At 75.0% G+C, this 17,715-nt stretch carries 18 protein-coding genes; 12 read left to right on the top strand and 6 right to left on the bottom strand.

The window, feature by feature from the left end:
- Window positions 1-4: 4 nt before the first annotated feature.
- The 9 genes from ACIQBJ_RS13505 (at window position 5) to ACIQBJ_RS13465 (ending at window position 10,773) form a co-directional block, all read left to right on the top strand.
- On the top strand, window positions 5-1,282 hold the full coding sequence (locus ACIQBJ_RS13505; RefSeq protein WP_400708345.1) for a low temperature requirement protein A: 1,278 nt from the start codon (window positions 5-7) through the stop codon (window positions 1,280-1,282).
- On the top strand, window positions 1,275-3,110 hold the full coding sequence (locus tag ACIQBJ_RS13500; protein ID WP_400708343.1) for an AGE family epimerase/isomerase: 1,836 nt from the start codon (window positions 1,275-1,277) through the stop codon (window positions 3,108-3,110). The genes ACIQBJ_RS13505 and ACIQBJ_RS13500 overlap by 8 nt, the downstream gene beginning before the upstream one ends.
- Window positions 3,107-3,460 (top strand): STAS domain-containing protein, encoded by a 354-nt coding sequence (locus tag ACIQBJ_RS13495; protein ID WP_400708341.1) that lies wholly within the window; start codon window positions 3,107-3,109, stop codon window positions 3,458-3,460. Before ACIQBJ_RS13500 ends, ACIQBJ_RS13495 begins: the two co-directional genes overlap by 4 nt.
- Window positions 3,457-5,601 carry a glycogen debranching protein GlgX gene (gene glgX / locus ACIQBJ_RS13490; protein ID WP_400708339.1) on the top strand — a complete coding sequence of 715 codons (2,145 nt, stop codon included), beginning with the start codon at window positions 3,457-3,459 and terminating at the stop codon, window positions 5,599-5,601. Before ACIQBJ_RS13495 ends, glgX begins: the two co-directional genes overlap by 4 nt.
- 32 nt (window positions 5,602-5,633) lie before the next feature.
- Window positions 5,634-5,945 carry an STAS domain-containing protein gene (locus ACIQBJ_RS13485; RefSeq protein ID WP_400708337.1) on the top strand — a complete coding sequence of 104 codons (312 nt, stop codon included), beginning with the start codon at window positions 5,634-5,636 and terminating at the stop codon, window positions 5,943-5,945.
- Window positions 5,946-5,949: 4 nt separating this feature from the next.
- A complete protein-coding gene (locus ACIQBJ_RS13480; RefSeq protein ID WP_400708335.1) occupies window positions 5,950-6,450 on the top strand; it encodes an ATP-binding protein in 501 nt (166 codons plus the stop codon).
- 5 nt (window positions 6,451-6,455) lie between these two features.
- Complete coding sequence (locus ACIQBJ_RS13475; protein WP_400708333.1) at window positions 6,456-7,694, top strand: PP2C family protein-serine/threonine phosphatase; 1,239 nt, start codon at window positions 6,456-6,458, stop codon at window positions 7,692-7,694.
- 11 nt (window positions 7,695-7,705) lie between these two features.
- Entirely contained in the window at window positions 7,706-8,461 is a 756-nt protein-coding gene (locus tag ACIQBJ_RS13470) for a MinD/ParA family protein (RefSeq protein WP_400708331.1), read from the top strand.
- Between the two features lie 170 nt (window positions 8,462-8,631).
- Window positions 8,632-10,773: a maltotransferase domain-containing protein gene (locus tag ACIQBJ_RS13465; RefSeq protein WP_400708329.1), complete on the top strand. Its 2,142-nt coding sequence runs from the start codon at window positions 8,632-8,634 to the stop codon at window positions 10,771-10,773.
- Here ACIQBJ_RS13465 and ACIQBJ_RS13460 read toward each other — a convergent pair.
- Window positions 10,760-11,050, bottom strand: a complete 291-nt coding sequence (locus tag ACIQBJ_RS13460; protein WP_400708327.1) for a DUF427 domain-containing protein — start codon at window positions 11,048-11,050, stop codon at window positions 10,760-10,762. The two genes, ACIQBJ_RS13465 and ACIQBJ_RS13460, sit on opposite strands and share 14 nt — an antisense overlap.
- 77 nt (window positions 11,051-11,127) lie before the next feature.
- Entirely contained in the window at window positions 11,128-11,298 is a 171-nt protein-coding gene (locus ACIQBJ_RS13455; RefSeq protein ID WP_400708325.1) for a hypothetical protein, read from the bottom strand.
- Window positions 11,299-11,419: 121 nt separating this feature from the next.
- Between ACIQBJ_RS13455 and ACIQBJ_RS13450 the strand changes: the two genes are divergently transcribed.
- Window positions 11,420-11,992: a TetR/AcrR family transcriptional regulator gene (locus ACIQBJ_RS13450; protein ID WP_400708323.1), complete on the top strand. Its 573-nt coding sequence runs from the start codon at window positions 11,420-11,422 to the stop codon at window positions 11,990-11,992.
- Between the two features lie 3 nt (window positions 11,993-11,995).
- On the opposite strand, the gene ACIQBJ_RS13445 is transcribed toward ACIQBJ_RS13450, so the two are convergent.
- Together ACIQBJ_RS13445 and ACIQBJ_RS13440 are read right to left on the bottom strand one after the other, a co-directional pair.
- Complete coding sequence (locus ACIQBJ_RS13445) at window positions 11,996-12,499, bottom strand: hypothetical protein (RefSeq protein WP_400708321.1); 504 nt, start codon at window positions 12,497-12,499, stop codon at window positions 11,996-11,998.
- On the bottom strand, window positions 12,496-13,431 hold the full coding sequence (locus tag ACIQBJ_RS13440; RefSeq protein ID WP_400708319.1) for a class I SAM-dependent methyltransferase: 936 nt from the start codon (window positions 13,429-13,431) through the stop codon (window positions 12,496-12,498). The genes ACIQBJ_RS13445 and ACIQBJ_RS13440 overlap by 4 nt, the downstream gene beginning before the upstream one ends.
- A gap of 124 nt (window positions 13,432-13,555) precedes the next feature.
- On the opposite strand from ACIQBJ_RS13440, the gene ACIQBJ_RS13435 reads away from it, so the two are divergent.
- Window positions 13,556-14,608, top strand: coding sequence for a hypothetical protein (locus ACIQBJ_RS13435; RefSeq protein ID WP_400708317.1), 1,053 nt, complete (start codon window positions 13,556-13,558; stop codon window positions 14,606-14,608).
- A 7-nt stretch (window positions 14,609-14,615) separates the two neighbouring features.
- On the opposite strand, the gene ACIQBJ_RS13430 is transcribed toward ACIQBJ_RS13435, so the two are convergent.
- Window positions 14,616-15,314, bottom strand: coding sequence for a type 1 glutamine amidotransferase domain-containing protein (locus ACIQBJ_RS13430; protein WP_400708315.1), 699 nt, complete (start codon window positions 15,312-15,314; stop codon window positions 14,616-14,618).
- Between the two features lie 192 nt (window positions 15,315-15,506).
- Here ACIQBJ_RS13430 and ACIQBJ_RS13425 point away from each other — a divergent pair, with 192 nt between their 5' ends.
- Window positions 15,507-16,544: a potassium channel family protein gene (locus tag ACIQBJ_RS13425; RefSeq protein ID WP_400708313.1), complete on the top strand. Its 1,038-nt coding sequence runs from the start codon at window positions 15,507-15,509 to the stop codon at window positions 16,542-16,544.
- A 35-nt stretch (window positions 16,545-16,579) separates the two neighbouring features.
- Here ACIQBJ_RS13425 and ACIQBJ_RS13420 read toward each other — a convergent pair whose 3' ends face one another.
- Window positions 16,580-17,623, bottom strand: coding sequence for an FUSC family protein (locus ACIQBJ_RS13420; protein WP_400708311.1), 1,044 nt, complete (start codon window positions 17,621-17,623; stop codon window positions 16,580-16,582).
- Window positions 17,624-17,715 lie beyond the last annotated feature (92 nt).

Here is a 17,715-nt window from a genome sequence, read left to right as displayed (position 1 = left end):
CCCGATGAGCGCTCTGGACACCCCGCCCGCCGACGCGGCCGACCCCGTCACCCCCGTCGCCCCGGCCGATCCGGTCGATCCGGCCGCCCCGGTCGACCCGGCCGGCGGCCCGGCCCGGCGGCGGCTGCGGCTGCGGACCTCGGTCGAGGAGGAGGGCCGCGCCACCTCGCCGCTGGAGCTCTTCTTCGACCTGGTCTTCGCCGTCGGCATGGCCGAGCTGGTCGCGGTGCTGCTGCACCGGCCCGACTGGGTCGGCGCCGCCCGGTTCGCGGCGCTGTTCGTGCCGGTGTGGTGGACCTGGGTCTGCTACACCTTCTACGCGGACCGCTTCGACAACGACGACCGGCTGTACCGGCTGGTGATGATCGTCGCGATGACCGCGGCGCTCGGTCTGGCGGTGATGGTTCCGGGCGCGTTCGCCGACGGCGCCGGGGCGGTCCGGTTCGCGCTCGGCTACCTGCTGGTCCGGCTGATCCTGATCGGCCTCTACCTGCGGGCGCACCACCACGCCCCGGAGGCCCGGCCGCTGACCCGCCGCTACCTGCAGGGGTTCGCGGCCGGGGCGGTCTGCTGGGGCCTGGCGGCCCTGCTGCCGCCGCCGCTCTGCTACGGCCTGTGGGCGCTCGGCCTCGGGCTGGAGATGGCGACCCCGCTGGTGTCCGCCACCGCGATCGGCCGGGTGCCGTTCAACCGCTCGCACATCCCGGAACGGTTCGGCCTGTTCACCATCATCGTGCTGGGCGAGGTGGTGGCGCTGAACGCCGCGGGCATCGCCACCAGCCACCTGCGCCCGGCCGCGCTGGCCACCGTGTTCGGCTCGCTGCTGGTGGGCGCCGCCCAGTGGTGGCTGTGCTTCGACTTCGTCGACGACACGCCGCTGCGGCAGTGGCGGCTGACCGGGCAGGTCTACGTCTACGGGCACCTGGTGGTGCACGCCGGCATCGCGGCCACCGGCGTCGGCGGGCTGCTGGCCACCGAGGCCGCCAACTCGGCGGGGGCCGGGAGCGCCTGGCGCCCGGTGCTGTGCCTGGGCATCGCCGCCTTCCTGTTCGGGATCGGCGCGATCCACCTGGTCAACGTCCGGCCGCCGGGGGACCTGCGGGCCTGGTCCCGGATCGGCCTGGGCGGGCTGCTCGCGCTGCTCGCCCTGGCCGGCCCGCCGCTGCCGCCGATCGGCCTGGAGGCGGTGCTGCTGGTCTGCCTGGCGGCGCAAATCACGGTCGAGGACAAGGTCCCCGACGTCCACACGATCCTGGCCCGCTCCGGAGGAACCCATGGTTAACCGACTGGACTTCACCTTCTCGGACACCGTCGCCGGCCGGGTGACGGCGGTCGAGCCGCTCGCCCGCCGCTTCACCCTGGCCACCATCGACGGCCGCCGCTTCGAGGTCTCCACGGCCGGCGGGCCCAGCGCCGAACTGCTGCGCAACCTCGACGAGCCGTACGTCGACGCGGGCGGGCACCTGGACGCGATGCTCGTCCCCGGCCGCTTCCTGTTCGTCCGGGGCGTGTTCTACCCGGGCGGGGAGCGGGCCCGCTTCGACGCCAAGCACCTGCTCTTCACCGGGCGCGGCCCGGAGGACCACCGCTTCGAGGAGTCCTCGTGGTGGGTCGACCAGCTGCGCGGCCTGGCCCGGTTCTACCGGCGGGCCCAGTTCGGCGACGGCCCGGTCGACTACCGCGACTACCGCACCGAGATCCGGCTCGGCGGCGAGAAGACCGCCAGTCACGTCCAGGAGACCGACACCATCTCCCGGCTGGTCTACGGCATGGCGACCGCCTACCTGCTGACCGGCGAGGAGGACTTCCTGGACGTCGCCGAGCGCGGCACCGAGTACCTGCGCGAGCACATGCGCTTCGTCGACGCCGAGGAGGACGTCGTCTACTGGTACCACGGGCTGAGCGTGAACGGGGACCTGGAGAAGAACCTGTTCACCTCCGAGTTCTCCGACGACTACGACGCGCTGCCGATGTACGAGCAGATCTACGCGCTGGCCGGCCCGGTGCAGACCTACCGGGTCACCGGCGACCCGCGGATCAAGGCCGACGCGGACGCCACGCTGCGCCTGTTCGACCGCTTCTACCTGGACCGGGAGCAGGGCGGCTACTTCTCGCACATCGACCCGATCCTGCTCACCCCCGACCACCCGTCGCTCGGCCCCAACCAGGCCCGGAAGAACTGGAACTCGGTCGGCGACCACGCCCCCGCGTACCTGATCAACCTGTACCTGGCGACCGGTGAGAAGGCGTACGCCGACATGCTGGAGTACACCTTCGACACCGTCGTCGAGCACTTCCCCGACGAGGGCAGCCCCTTCGTCCAGGAGCGGTTCCACCGCGACTGGTCGCACGACACCACGCACGGCTGGCAGCAGAACCGCGCCGTGGTGGGCCACAACCTGAAGATCGCCTGGAACCTGATGCGGATGCACGCGCTGCGCCCCAAGCACCGCTACCAGGACCTGGCCGACCGGATCGGCCGGACCATGCCCGCGGTCGGCAGCGACCGGCAGCGCGGCGGCTGGTACGACGTGGTGGAGCGGATCAACCCGGACGCCGCCGGGCGGCACGACTTCGTCTGGCACGACCGCAAGGCGTGGTGGCAGCAGGAGCAGGCGATCCTGGCCTACCTGGTGCTGTTCGCCGGCCTGGGCCGGGAGGAGTTCCGCGCCGAGGCCCGCTCCGCGCAGGCGTTCTACAACGCGTGGTTCCTCGACCACGACGAGGGCGCCGTCTACTTCAACGTGCTGGCCGACGGGCTGCCGTACCTGCTGGGCACCGAGCGGCTCAAGGGCAGCCACTCGATGAGCATGTACCACGCCTCGGAGCTGTGCTACCTCGCGGCGGTCTACGGCAACCTGCTGGTGGCCGGCCGGGCGATGGACTTCTGGTTCAAGCCCGACCCGGCGGTGGTGCCGGACCGGCTGCTGCGCGTCTCCCCCGACCTGCTGCCGCCCGGCGCGGTCCGGATCGACCGGGTGCTGGTCGACGGGGAGCCCTACGAGGACTACGACGAAGCCGAACTGACGGTGCGTCTGCCGGAGACCTCGGGCCGGATCACGGTCCAGGTGCGGCTCGCGCCCGCCCTGGTGCAGGAGGAGATCCGATGAGTGTGCTGTTGCGTGCGCGGACGGTCGGGAGCACCGTCACGGCGACCCTGGCGGGCGAGATCAACTCGACCACCTCGGGCGGGCTGCAGGCCCAGCTGCTGCCGCTGGTGGCCGAGGACAGCACGCTGCTGGTGGACCTGAGAGCCGTCGACTACATCTCCAGCGCGGGCCTGCGGACCCTGCTGATCGTGCACCGGCAGGCCCAGCGGCTGCGGGCCCGCATCGTCCTCGTCGGGCTGACGGAGGAGGTGCGCTTCGTGATGTCGGCCACCGGCTTCCTCGACTTCTTCCAGATCGGCGACGACCTGGAGGACGGCCTGGAGGAGGAGCCGGAGCGCGTGGGCCGGTGACCGGGCAGGACTTCCGGGAGCGGGTCGACGGGTACCCGACGCACCGGATCGCCGGGTACCCGGTCCGGGCCGGCCGGCCGTTCCCGCACGGGGCGGTCCCGGTGCCGGGCGGCGTCAACTTCTCGGTCTACTCGGACCGGGCGACCCGGATGAGCCTGGTGCTGTTCGAGCACGGCGGCGCCCGGCCGGTCGCCGAGCTGGAGTTCCCGCCGGAGTTCCGGATCGGCAGCGTGTACGCGATGACGGTGTTCGGGCTGGACGTGGAGGACCTGCAGTACGGGTTCCGCGCGGACGGGCCGTTCGACCCGGCGCGCGGGGACCGCTTCGACCCGGCGCGGGTCCTCGGCGACCCCTACGCCAAGCTGGTCTCCGGCCGGGACGTGTGGGGCCGCGAACCGGACCGGTCCGACCTCTACCCGTACCGCTCCCAGGTGGTGGCCGAGGACTTCGACTGGGGCGGCGACACCCCGCTGCGCATCCCCTACGAGGACCTGGTCGTCTACGAGGCGCACGTGCGCGGCTTCACCCGGCACCCGTCCTCGGGCGTCTCCGCCCCCGGCACCTACGCCGGCCTGGTCGAGAAGATCCCGTACCTGGTCGAACTGGGCGTCAACTGCGTGGAGCTGCTGCCGGTCTTCGAGTTCGACGAGTTCGACAACCCGCGCAGCGACCCGGTCACCGGGGAGCGGCTGCTCGACTACTGGGGCTACAACACCGTCCACTTCTTCGCCCCCAAGGCGGGCTACGCCGCCACCGGCCGGCACGGCATGCAGGCCGACGAGTTCAAGCACCTGGTGCGCGAACTGCACCGGGCCGGCCTCGAAGTGGTGCTGGACGTCGTCTTCAACCACACCGCGGAGGGCAACGAGCACGGCCCGACGCTGTCGTTCCGCGGGCTGGACAACGCGACGTACTACATGCTCACGCCGCAGGGCGAGTACTACAACTTCAGCGGGACCGGGAACACCGTCAACTGCAACCACCCGGTGGTGCGCGACTTCGTGCTCAACTGCCTGCGCTACTGGGTCGCGGAGTACCACGTCGACGGCTTCCGCTTCGACCTGGCCGCGATCCTGGACCGCGGCCCGGACGGCACCCCGCTGCCCAACCCGCCGCTGCTGGAACAGCTGGCCCACGACCCGGTGCTGCGGCACACCAAGCTGATCGCCGAGGCCTGGGACGCCGGCGGCCTCTACCAGGTCGGGCAGTTCCCCAACTACGGCCGCTGGTCGGAGTGGAACGGCCGGTTCCGGGACGCGGCGCGGCGCTTCGTCAAGGGCGAGCCCGGGGTCGCGGGCGAACTGGCGACCCGGATGGCCGGCTCGCCCGACCTGTACCGGGACCGCTCGGCCACCGCCTCGATCAACTTCGTCACCTGCCACGACGGCTTCACCCTGCACGACCTGGTCTCCTACAACGGCAAGCACAACGAGGCCAACGGCGAGGACAACCGGGACGGCTCCGACGACAACCTGAGCTGGAACTGCGGCGAGGAGGGCCCCACCGCCTCCCCGCACGTGGCCGCGCTGCGGCTGCGGCAGATGAAGAACCTGCTGCTGATCCTGCTCACCAGCCAGGGCGTGCCGATGCTGCTGGCCGGCGACGAGGTGGGCCGCACCCAGCACGGCAACAACAACACCTACTGCCAGGACAACGAACTCTCCTGGTTCGACTGGGACCTGCTGGACGACCGGGCCGAACTGCTGGAGTTCACCAGGGCGCTGATCGCCTTCCGCCGGGCGCACCCCTCGCTGCGCCGCGCCGACCCCCCGGTCGGCGCGGCGGCGCCCGGGCAGCCGCTGCCGGACGTCAGCTGGCACGGCGTCCGGCCCTGGCAGCCCGACTGGTCCGCGCACGTGCGCCTGCTCGCCCTGCTGCGCGGCGGCCGGCCCGAGGGCGGGCCGGCCGGGGCGGGCGACGAGCACGTCTACGTCGCCCTGAACGCCCACTGGGAGGCGCACGACCTGGAACTGCCGCGGCTGCCCGACGGCGAGACCTGGCACCTGTTCACCGACACCGGGGCGGCGCACCCCCACGCGCTGCACCCGATCGGCGCGGAGCCGCCGCTGCTGCACCCCGAGCGCTACCACCTGGGCCCGCACTCCGCGGTCGTCCTGGTGGGCCGCCCCCGCACCGCCTGACCCGTCATCACCTTCGAGGAGGAGCCGGAACCATGGCCTTCGACGTACGCCTGCACGTGGACAGCGACAGAGCCACCATCGAGCTGCTGGGCGAGCTGGACGCCTCCACCGCCACCCACTTCCACGACACCATCGACGCGGTCGTCCGCACCGGCGTCGACGTGCTGCTGATCAACGCCGAGCAGCTGACCTACATGTCCAGCGCCGGGCTGCGCTCGCTGGTCTTCGCCCGGCAGAAGATGGGCGAGCGGGCCCGGATCAGCATCTCGGGCGCGGCCGACCCGGTGGCCCGCTCGATCCGGCTGGCCGGCTTCGACCACAGCATCGAACTCCTGGAAGCCTGAGCGGATGCGCGGCGACACCATGGACCGGGAGAACCCGACGGCGGCGACCCTCGCCGTCCCCGCGGCGCTCGGATCGCTGCACCAGGTCGCCGACTTCGTGCGGGGCCTGGCCGACCGGGCCGGCCTGTCGACCGAGGCGGCCTACCGGCTGCGGCTGGCCGCCGACGAGCTGGCCACCAACATCGTGGTGCACGGCTACCGGGGCGCGCCCGGCCCGATCCGGCTGGCCGGGCACGTCGACGGGCAGGAGGTCCGGCTGCGGTTCGAGGACGACGCCCCGCCCTTCGACCCGCGCCGGACCGCGCTCCCGCCGGACCTGGACCGCCCGCTGTCCGAGCGGCGGATCGGCGGGCTGGGCGTCTTCCTCGCCCTGACCTCGGTCGACTGCTTCGACTACGAGCGCACCGACGGGCACAACGTGTGCACGCTCGCGGTCCGCGGCGCCGGCCCCGGCTGCCTCGCGGCACCGACCCCCCACGGGGCCACCGACACGACGACGGGATGACTCCGATGCCGACCAAGACCCGGGTACTGGTGCTGAAAGGGCGTCAGCAGGTGCCGTCCGAGCTGCTCTCCGCACTGGAGCTGATCGGCGTGGAGGTGCTGCTGCGCTCCCCCGGCGAAGTGCTCACCTCGGACCCCGGGCGGCTCGGCGCCACCGACGTGCTGCTCGCACCGGCGGAGCTCGCGCCCCGCTCGGTGCGGGCGGTGCAGCACCGGCTGCAGGACGAGGGCCGCACCCCGAGCATCGTCGCCTTCGCCGCCGACGAGCTGCACGCCCTGGACCGGCACGTCCGCGCCGGGGCCGACTACCTGGCGCCGCCGTTCCACCCGGAGCTGGTCCGGGCCCGGCTGCGGGACTGCCACGAGCACTCCGGGTTCGGCCACGCCATGGAGGACGTCACCGCGCACGCCGAACTGCTCAGCTACGAACGCGAGCTGGAGATCGGCCGGGAGATCCAGCGGGGCTTCCTGCCGGAGCAGCTGAGCATCCCCGAGGGCTGGGACATCGACGTCCGGTTCCGGCCCGCCCGGACCGTGGCCGGGGACTTCTACGACGTCTTCGAACTGGTCAACAACCGGCGGCTGGCGCTGGTCGTCGCGGACGTCTGCGACAAGGGCGTCGGCGCGGCGCTGTTCATGGCGCTGATCCGCAGCCTGCTCCGGCACACCGCCGAGCAGAGCGGCCTGCAGAGCCTGATCGCCGCCGAACTGCTCGGCACCGACGCCGTCCGGCAGCAGCAGAACCGGGCCATCCCCGTGGTCGGGGCGACCCCGCTGCTGAACGCCGTCACCGGCACCAACAACTACCTGATCCGCAACCACATCAGCCAGGGCTACTTCGCCACCATGTTCTTCGGGGTGCTCGACCCGGCCACCGGGAACCTGGTCTACATCAACGGCGGCCACAACCCGCCGGTGCTGGTCAGCGGCGGCGAACCGGTCCTGCTGGAGCCCACCGGACCGGCCGTCGGCGTCATCCCGGACAGCGTGTTCACCCTCGGCTACACCCGGATCTCGCCCGGCGAGAGCCTGTTCATCTACACCGACGGCGTCACCGAGGCCCGCTCCGAGTCCGGCGCCTTCTTCGGCGAGGAGCAGCTGTACGGGCTGCTGCGCCGCCGCCCCGAGTCCGGCCGGGAGCTGGTCGGCCGGCTGGACGAGGCGCTGCGCGACTTCGTGGGCGCGGCCGAGCAGTCCGACGACATCACCATGATGGCGGTCCACTGGTCCGCCGCCACGTCCTGAGGAGCGGGAGCGTGTCGCAGATCGTCACCGTGCACTCGTACCGCGGCGGCACGGGCAAGTCGAGCACCGCGGCGAACCTGGCCGTGCTGCTGGCCCGCGCCGACCGGCGGGTCGGCCTGGTCGACCTGGACATCCAGACCCCGGCCCTGGACGCCGTGTTCGACCTGGCCCCGGCCGGGCCCCGGTACACGCTCGCCGACTACCTGGTCGGCCGGTGCGAGATCGAGGAGGCGGCCGGGGCGGTGCACGCCGACGCCGGGCACGCCGGCCTGTTCCTGGTGCCCGCCCGCAGCCGGGTCGCGGGCGGCGGCGAGGTGATGGGCCACGGCTACGACGTCGGCCTGCTCCGCGAGGGCTTCGACCGGCTGATCGACTCGCTCGCCCTGGACGTGCTGCTGCTCGACACCCGGGCCGGCTTCACCAACGAGACGGTCACCGCGATGGCCAGCGCCGACGTGCTGCTGGTGCTGGCCCGGGCCGACCGGCTCGACCTGGCCGGCGCCGCGGAGACCCGGGCGGTCGCCGAACGGCTGGGCTGCCCCGAACCGGTCGTGGTGGTCAACCACGCCTCCGGCGGCCGCCTCCCGCCCGGCTTCCGCGAACAACTGGGCGCCGGCCTGGGCGCCCCCGTGGCGGCCGTCCTCCCCTACGCCCCGGAAATGGCCCTGCTCGCAGGCGAACGCCTGTTCAGCAACGCCTACCCGCACCACCCGCTGGTCTCCGGCTACCGGCGCCTCCTGACCACCGTCCGCACCCCCCGCCCCTGACCCACCGTCACCCCCCGCGCAGCTCGTTCGTGTCCGCAGTCCCGCAGCCTCCCCTCCCCCACCCCTCCGCCCCGCGCAGTCCCCGTCCCCGTCCTGTCCCCGCCCCTCCCCCGTTTCCCGCACTGCCCCGCACGCCCCTGTCCGCAGTCCCGCAGCGACCTGGAGAGAGCATGATCGGCACCGGAATCGGCAGCAGAAGCACCGGCACGGCCTCCCCGCAGGCGCCACCCCTTCCGGTCCTGCGGACGGTGCCGATCGAGCGGGCGGCCCGGCCCGCCGTGGCGTCCGTCGGGCGGATTCCCGTGCTGGACGTGCGGCCGCGGGTGGACGGCGGGCGACCGGCCAGGGCGGTGCCGGGCGAGGTCTTCGAGGTGTCGGCGACGGTCTTCCGGGAGGGCCACGGCGCGGTCGCCGCGCAGGTCGTGCTCACCGACCCGGACGGCCGGTCGGCGCCGCCGGTCCGGATGCGGCAGGTCGCCCCGGGCACCGACCGCCACGCCGCCGAGGTGTCCGCCGACCGGACCGGCGACTGGACGTACCGGGTGGAGGGCTGGTCGGACCCGTTCGCGGACTGGCGCCACGCCGCCGAGGTGAAGGTCCCGGCCGGCCTGGACACCGGGCTGGTGATGGCCCAGGGCGCGGTGCTGCTGGTCCGGGCCGCCCTGGAGGCCGGGGCCGGACCGGCCGGGCCGGAGGCGGCGCGGCGGCTGCGGGCCGCGGCGGCGCAGCTGCTCGACGAGGGGCTCGACCCCGCCGGGCGGCTGGCCGCGGCGCTGTCCCCCGAGGTGGTCGCGCACCTGGAGCACCGGCCGCTGCGCGACCTGACGACCCGTTCGGCGGAGTTCCCGCTCCGGGTGGACCGGCAGCGGGCCCTGTACGGCGCCTGGTACGAGTTCTTCCCGCGCTCGGAGGGCGCCGGACCGGACCCGGACCGGCCGGGCCGGCTGCGCCCCGGCACGCTGCGCTCCGCGGCCCGGCGGCTGGACGCGGTGGCGGGGATGGGCTTCGACGTGGTCTACCTGCCGCCGGTCCACCCGATCGGCACCAGCCACCGCAAGGGCCCCGGCAACAGCGCCGCGGCGGGGCCGGACGACCCGGGCTCGCCGTGGGCGATCGGCTCGGCCGCGGGAGGCCACGACGCGGTCCACCCCGAGCTGGGCACCCTGGAGGACTTCGACGCCTTCGTGGCCCGGGCCCGCGCGCTCGGCCTGGAGGTGGCGCTCGACCTGGCGCTGCAGTGCTCCCCCGACCACCCGTGGGTCACCGAGCACCCCGAGTGGTTCCGCCACGAGCCGGACGGCTCGATCGCGTACGCCGAGAACCCGCCCAAGAAGTACCAGGACATCTACCCGTTGGACTTCGACACCGACCCCGAGGGCCTGTTCGCCGCCTGCCTGGGCGTGGTGCGGCACTGGATGGCGCACGGCGTGCGGATCTTCCGGGTCGACAACCCGCACACCAAGCCGGTCGCCTTCTGGGAGCGGCTGATCGCCGCGCTGCACGCCACCGACCCCGACGTGGTGCTGCTGGCCGAGGCGTTCACCCGGCCCGCGATGCTCAGGACGCTGGCCCGGGTCGGCTTCCACCAGTCGTACACCTACTTCACCTGGCGCAACTCCAAGCCCGAGGTGGAGTCCTACCTGTCCGAACTGGCCGGCCTGGACGGCTCGGAGAGCGCCGCCTACCTGCGGCCCAACCTGTTCGTCAACACGCCCGACATCCTCAGCTCCTACCTCCAGTACGGCGGCCGCCCGGCATTCGAGGCCCGCGCGGTGCTGGCCGCGACCGCGGGGCCCAGCTGGGGCGTGTACGCGGGCTTCGAACTGGGCGAGAACCTGGGCACCCGGCCCGGCGGCGAGGACTACCTGGACTCGGAGAAGTACCAGCTCCGGCCGCGCGACTGGGACGCGGCCGCCGCCGAGGGCCGCACCCTGGCACCGCTGCTGACCCGGCTGAACGGGCTGCGCCGCGCCCACCCCGCCCTCCAGCAGCTGCGGAACCTGCGCTTCCACCGGGCCGACGACGACGCGGTGGTCTGCTTCTCCAAGCGGGCCGCCCGCCCCGACGGCGGCACCGACCGGGTGCTGGTGGTGCTCAACCTGGACCCGCACGCCGTCCGGGAGACCACCGTCCGCCTCGACCTGCCGGCCCTCGGCCTGGAGCGCGGCGCGCGGTTCGCGGTCCGGGACGAGCTGACCGGCGAGGTCTACGACTGGGGCCGGGACAACTACGTCCGGCTGGACCCGCGCCACCAGGTCGCGCACGTCCTGACCTGGGTGGAGCCGGACCCGGCCGGGGCTAGTCGGCCGTGACGACCTGCACGCCGCGCCAGAACGCGACCCGGTCGCGGACGTGCTCGGCCTCCGGCTTCGGGTCCGGGTAGTACCAGGCCGCGTCCGGGTTCTCGGCGCCGTCCACCGCGACCGTCCAGTACCGGGCGGTGCCCTTCCAGGAGCAGACCGTGGTGGTGTCGCTGGGGGCGAAGTACTCCCGGTTCAGCGCCTCCGGCGGGAAGTAGTGGTTCCCCTCGACCAGCACCGTGTCCGCCGACTCGGCCAGTACCGCGCCGTTCCACACCGCACGCACCATCGGTGCCACCGCCTTCCGTGTTCCGCCGGTTCCTGTCCCGTCGTCAACTCCCGCCGCCGCCGGAACATTCCGCGCCGTCAGCGGAGGCGGGCCGCGGCGACGGCGAGCAGCAGCAGGAGCAGGAGCAGCACGGTCGGGACCAGGCAGGCCCAGCCGCCGAGGGCGCGGCGGGTCTCGACGTGGCCGCCCGGGGCGGTGCCGGGCAGTGCACCGGCTACGGGCCCCGCCTCGCGGCCTCCTTCGCCCACCCCGCCTGACCCCGCCCCCTCCGCCCCCCTCCGCCCGCCGGCCGGCCCCGCTCCCCGGGGCCGGCCCTCCGACTAGAATGTGAACATCGTTCACATGCAGGCAGGCCAGGAAGGGCGGACGATGACCCGCACCAGCTCCCCGTACCACCACGGCGACCTGCGCGCCGCCTGCCTGCGCGCCGCCCGCGAACTGCTGGAGGAGGACGGCAGCGCCGCCCTCTCGCTGCGCGCCGTCGCCCGCCGGGCGGGCGTCTCGGCGACCGCCCCCTACCGGCACTACGCCGACCGGGAGGCGCTGGTCGCGGCGGTCGCCGCCGAGGGGTACGGCGAACTCGCCGCCGCGCTGGCGGCGGCCCACCCCGCCCCGCGCACCCCCGAGGACCTGGCCCGGGTCGCCGTCGCCTACGTCCGGTTCGCCCTCGACCACCCGGCCCTGTTCCGGACGATGTTCGCCGAACCCTGCGACCCCGCCGATCCGGACCGGGCCGCCGCGACCGGCGCCATGCGGCAGTACGTCCGCGACCTCGTCACCGGCGTCTACCCCCGCGCCGACCCGGACGCCCTCTCCACCGCCGTCTGGGCCGTCGTCCACGGCCTGGCCTTCCTCCACCTCGACGGCAAGCTCGACGCCGCCTCCCCCGAAACCGTCGCCACCCAGGTCCGCAGCGCCGTCGAGGCCCTGCTCACCCGCTAGGGACTAGCGGTACCAGCGGCGGTGCACGACCGGTCCGACGGACAGCGTCGCCGCGGCGGCCACCGCGCCGACCAGGAGGGAGGGGCGGCCGCCGCCGTTGAGGAGGGCGCCCAGGCAGGCGGCGGCGAGAACCGGGGGGCGGAGCAGGGTGAGCGGGCCGAGGCCGACGACCACGGCGAGGGTGCTGGCCCGGAACGGCAGCAGGAAGTACGCGGCGAACGAGAGCAGCACGGCGGCGGCGTAGGCGGTGAGCAGAAGCAGGTAGCCGAGGCCGCCGGCGGCCAGGGTCGCGTAGGCGCGCGCCGGGTCGGCCGCGGTGAGCAGCAGGAGCAGGGCGGTCAGCGCGGGGGCGAGCAGCAGGACGGCGCCGACCGCCAGGCCGCGCAGCGCGGCCCGCAGGGTGGCGCGGTGCTTGCGGATGCGGGCGTCGCGGCCGGCGTAGGCCCGGAAGCCGCTGAACGCCGCGTCGACCAGGGCGAGCACGGCGAGCGGCAGCGCGGGCGTCACCGGGCGGCCCGGGCGAACTGCTCGGCGTCGAGGAGGCGGCGGGAGGCGCGGCCGAGGGCCTGCCGGAGCGGTGCCTCCAGTTGCGGGCGGACGCCGAGGACCGGGCGCAGCGTGGTGCAGAAGGGGTTGGCCACCCGCCGGGGTTCGTAGAGCAGCGGTCGCATGCCGGGCGCCGCGGCGGCGGCCCGCAGCAGGGACTCGTCGCCGTGCGCCCGCCGGGCGGAGGCGACGCCGTCGTGGCGGCCCAGCGGGTGGCGCATCCGGGCCCGGTGGAACACCCAGGCCCCGACAGGGGCGAGGCCGGTGGCGGCGATGTCGTAGTGGCAGAACGCCATCGCGGGGGATGCGCCCTGGGCCCGGAAGAACTCCGCCAGCGCGGGTTCGGGGAAGTGGTGCAGCACGCCGGTGGAGACGTAGACGGTGGCGGCCTCCGGCAGGGCGAAGGCGTTGCCGTGGACGAAGCGGCAGTCGAGCCGTTCGGCCCGGGCCAGCCGGTCCGCCTCGCCGACCAGGGCGGCGTTGAGGTCGACCCCGACCAGCTCGACGTCCGGGCCGAGGGCGCCGGTGGCCGCCAGCCAGCGGATCAGGAAACCCAGTCCGCAGCCGATGTCGACCAGGCGGAACGGCCCGGGGTGGCCGGTGGCCCGGATCGCGGTGCGCAGCGGGCCGATCAGGTGGACCAGCCGTCGGCCGAGCCGGAGTTCCTCGCTCAGGCGCTGGAGTTCGGTGTGCACGCGGATCAGCAGGCGGTCCACGGCGTCCGGGTCCAGCACCCCGTCCCGGTCGGCGGGCAGTGCGGCGACCAGCCGGGCGGCCCGCAGGTCGCCGTCGGCGCGCAGCAGTTCGACCGCTTCGGCGCGCCGTACCGGCAGCCGTCGGCCGCTCTCCGGGTCGACCGCGGTGATCAGGTCGGATATCTCCAGCTGCGGCACGAGGCAGCACCCTACGCGATCGGCCCCGCCCGCCGTCGAACGGCCGTCCGGACCGGGCCGGTTCAAAGACGGCTCCTCGCCGATCCGGCCGTCCCGGGAGGGCGCGGCGCTCTAGGGTGTGGCCGTGGAGGAGTCGGAGCGGACCGCGGTCGCGGTCGAGGAGATCGCGGAGATCGCGGCGCTGGCCGACCCCGTGCTGCGGAACCTGCGGATCACCCTGGCCTATCACGAGCTGGCCGTGGCGACGGCCCGCGTCCTGGGCCGGGAGAACGTCAGCTGGTGCGCGTTCGGGGCCTGGGCGTCGAACACCGCCGGGCGGTCGATCCGCGGGGAGAGCGCCCCGGCGGCGGTCCGGGCCGCCGTCGCCCTGGCCCGGCGGGCCCCGGCGCCGCTGCGGCCGCTCGGAGAGCTGCCGGGGCGGGTCGTCCGGCAGGTCGCCGCGCACGTGGCGGACGGGAACCTGCTGGTCTTCCGGGACCTCGGGCCGCTGTTCGCCGACCTGGTCGAGGAGTTCGGCCGCCCGGGGCCGCCGGGGCCGGTCCACGGGCGGGCGGTGGAGCGCTGCGTCGCCCGGCTCCGCCCGGGGCCGGCGGAGGACGGCGGCCAGGACCTGCTGGTCGCCGCGGTGCACAGCTACGGCCGGGCCTTCCTGGCTGCCGACCCGGGCGAGCGGGCCGAGCACGTGCTGCTCGCCAACCTCCGGGTCGGCCTGCACGAGCAGATCAGGCTGCAGCAGGCGATCGCCGGGGCGCTCGCCCCGCCCGCGGGCGTCCCGCTGCTCGGCCTGCTGCGGCGCTCCTGGGAGGCCGTGATCACCCGGCGGCTGATGGACCTGGCGCTGCCCGCCGCGGACTTCGGGACGACCGGCCGCCCGGTCTCCCAGCGGATCGGCGCGGACGTGCGCGGCGGCGGCCCGGCCGGGACGCCGTTCCCGGCGGCCCTGACCCGGCTGCGCAACGTCGAACTGAAGGCCCTGCTGTACGACATCGACCGGACGCCGAACACCCTGGCGGGCAGCGCCGCCGCCGACTGGGCGCTGCTGGGCGACCGGATGAACTTCGTCGCCGACCTGTTCCGGTCCCGGCAGCAGGAGCAGTCGCTGCTCCGGGCCCCGTTCACGGCGGAGCAGGCGGCCGCGATCCGCCGGGGCGCGGTGCCCGCCCCGGGGCCGTGGTGACGGACCGTCAGTCCAGCGCGGCGAGCAGGCGTTCGGCGAGCTGCCGGGACGAGGCGGGGTTCTGGCCGGTCCACAGGGAGCGGTCCGCCTCGGTGTGCGGCAGCAGCGGGAGCCGTCCCTTGGTGTAGCGGGCGCCGTTCTCGCGCAGCCGGTCCTCCAGGAACCAGGGGGCCTTGCGGCCGAAGCTGTTCAGCTTCTCCTCGGTGGTGGAGAGCGCGGTCATCCGGTAGCCGGCGAACGGCCAGGAGCCGTCGTCGGCGCGGGCGGCGAGCAGCGCGGCGGGGCCGTGGCAGAGCAGCGCCAGCGGACGGCCGGAGGCGAGGCGGGCGGTGAGCAGCGCGCCGGAGACCGGGTCGTGCGCGAGGTCCTCCATCGGGCCGTGGCCGCCGGGGTAGAAGACCAGGTCGAAGGCGTCCGGGTCGACCCGGTCCAGCGCGGCCGGGCGGTCGAGCACGTCCCGGACGGCGGCGAGGTGCTGTTCGACCTCGCGCAGGGTGCGGGGCAGTCCGGCGGTACGGCCCATGCTGATCCGGTCCAGGGTGGGGGGCCGGCCGCCGGGGGTGGCGACGACGGCCTGCCAGCCGGCGCCGGTGAAGAGCTTGTGGGGCAGCGCCAGCTCCTCGCCCCAGAAGCCGGTGGGGTGCTCCGTGCCGTCCTTGAGCGTCCAGTGGTCGGCCGCCGTGACGACGAACAGGACTCGGGTCATGGTTCTCGCCCCTCCTCGGGGTGCGTGCTGTCGGGCCCTCTCCCCCACCGTGTCACGGCCCGGCCGCCGGGGCGGATCGCGGCGGCGGGCGCGGGCCCGACGAGCCGGGCCGTCGAGATCCGGTGGTAGAAGTTCGGGGCGGGCCGGGTCGGCGCGATCGCCGGGACCGCGGGACTCCCGCAGACTCGGAGCGTGGTGGAGCACGGCGAGGGCGCGGGCCCGCAGCGGTCCCGGCTCCGGATGCCCTACCGGGTCCGGGGCCCGGCGGGGCTGATCGCGTGGCGGCTCGCCCTGGTGCTGGCGATCGTCCTGGCGGCGGCCGTCGTGGTGTTCCTCGGCCGGGCCGGCTACCGGGACTCGGACGGCGCACCGGTCGGGTGGCTGACCAGCTTCTACTACGCGGCGGTCACCCTGACCACGATCGGCTACGGCGACGTGGTGCCGGTCAGCGACACCGCCCGGCTGGTCAACACCCTGGTGATCACCCCGCTGCGGCTCGGCTTCCTGCTGGTCCTGGTGGGCACCACGTTCCGGGCCCTGACCGAGCGCACCCGGGCGCAGTGGCGCGAACAGTCCTGGAGGCGCAGGGTGCGCGGACACACCGTCCTGATCGGATACGGCACCAAGGGCCGGGCGGCCGCGGCGACCCTGCGGGCCCGCGGCGTGGCCCCGCGCGACATCGTCGTGGTCGACACCTCGGCCGCCGCGGTCGACGACGCCAACCGGCACGGCCTGGTCGGGATCGTCGGCGACGGCACCCGCGCGGAGGTGCTGGCCCGGGCCGAACTCGGCCTGGCCGCCCGGGTGCTGATCGCCACCACCCGGGACGACACCGCGGTCCTCGCCGCCCTGACCGCCCGCCGGATGAACCCGGGCGCGCTGGTCACCGCGTCCGTGGAGCACGCCGAGAACGCGCCGCTGCTGCGCGACAGCGGCGCCGACAACGTCATCACCGCCGCCGACACCGCGGGCCACCTGCTCGGGGTCGCCTCGCTCAGCCCGGACGTCGGCACCGTCCTGGAGGACCTGCTGTCCGCCGGACTCGGCCTGGAGGTCGCCGAACGGCGGCCCGCCCCCGAGGAGGTCGGGCAGGACCCGCGCCGGCTCGCCGAACCGGTCCTCGCCGTGGTCCGCGACGGCCGCCCGCTGCGGTACGGCGACCCGAGCATCGGCACCGTCCGGGCCGGGGACCGCCTGATCGTGGCCCGCGAGACGCCCCCCGCGGCCTGAGCAGGCACCGGGGCACCGGGCCGCCCGGCGGGGCGTCAGAGCGCGGGCGGGGCCTGCGGCGCGTCCGGGGCCCGGGCGTCGACGGCGGCCGCGGCGGCGTCCGCGGCGACCCCGGCCACCACCAGCAGGTCGCGCACGGCCAGGCGGACCGCCTCGGTCGGCGGGCCCTGCCGGGGCGGGGCCTGGGCCGCCGCGGCGAGCGCGCCCCGTACGCAGGTCTCCCGGGCGGCCCGTCCCGGCTCCGCCGCCGCGTACGCCGACAGGGTCGCGGCGAGCGTCTCCACCGCCGGCAGCAGCGCCCGCCGGTCCGGTCCTCCGGCGTCGGCCGTGAACCGGGCCAGGGTCAGGCAGCTGTTGGCGAGCATCCCCAGCCGCAGCGCCGTGCCGCTCGACGCCCGCACCGAGTGCCGCTGCCGCCGCCAGCGGGGCGTGCGCCGGGCGACGTCGACCATGTCGGTCCTGGCCCGGTCCACGTCCCCCAGCAGGCGGTACAGGGCGTGCGACTCCAGCGGCAGCAGCAGGTCCGGGTCGCCCGCGTCGGCCCGGGCGCCCAGCCGCAGCAGCCCCGCCAGGCCCCGGAAGGTCTCCGCCTCCGCGCCCCGGAGCAGCTTCAACGGGTGGGCGGGGAACAGCAGTTGACTGAAGAGCAGGGCGACGCCGGCCCCGACCAGCACGTCCAGCACCCGGTCGACGCCGGCCTCCCGGCCGGAGGCCAGCGCGATCACCGCACTGGCCGCGGCCTGCGCCATCGTCACCCGCTCGCCGTCCAGCGCGAGCGCCACCAGCAGCGACAGCAGCACCGCGCAGCCCACCGCGAGGGCCCCGTGGCGGTGGCCGAAGAGCGCGTACGCGCCCTGGCCGACCAGCACGCCCCACACCACGCCGAGCACCACCCGGACGGCGTTGGTGCCCCGGCCGCCCACCGGCGTGTTCAGCGCCACCACCGCGGCCATCGGGGCGAACAGCGGCAGGTGGTGGTCGAACAGCATCCGCGCCACCCACCAGGCCAGCGCGCACGCCACCGCCTGCTGGAGCACCGGCCACAGCTGCCCGCGCGTCCGCCGCCGCACCCCGCCCACGCCACCCCTCCGGACCCGCCGCCCCCGTCCCGGCGCGGGGGAACCGGACAGGTCCCGCGTCCGCCGCCGCCGCACACCCGGTGGGGACCGGA

Origin of the sequence: Kitasatospora sp. NPDC088391 (genome assembly GCF_044753345.1) — a bacterium.
Lineage (GTDB): Bacteria > Actinomycetota > Actinomycetes > Streptomycetales > Streptomycetaceae > Kitasatospora.
This window is presented reverse-complemented; position numbering and strand designations above follow the sequence as displayed.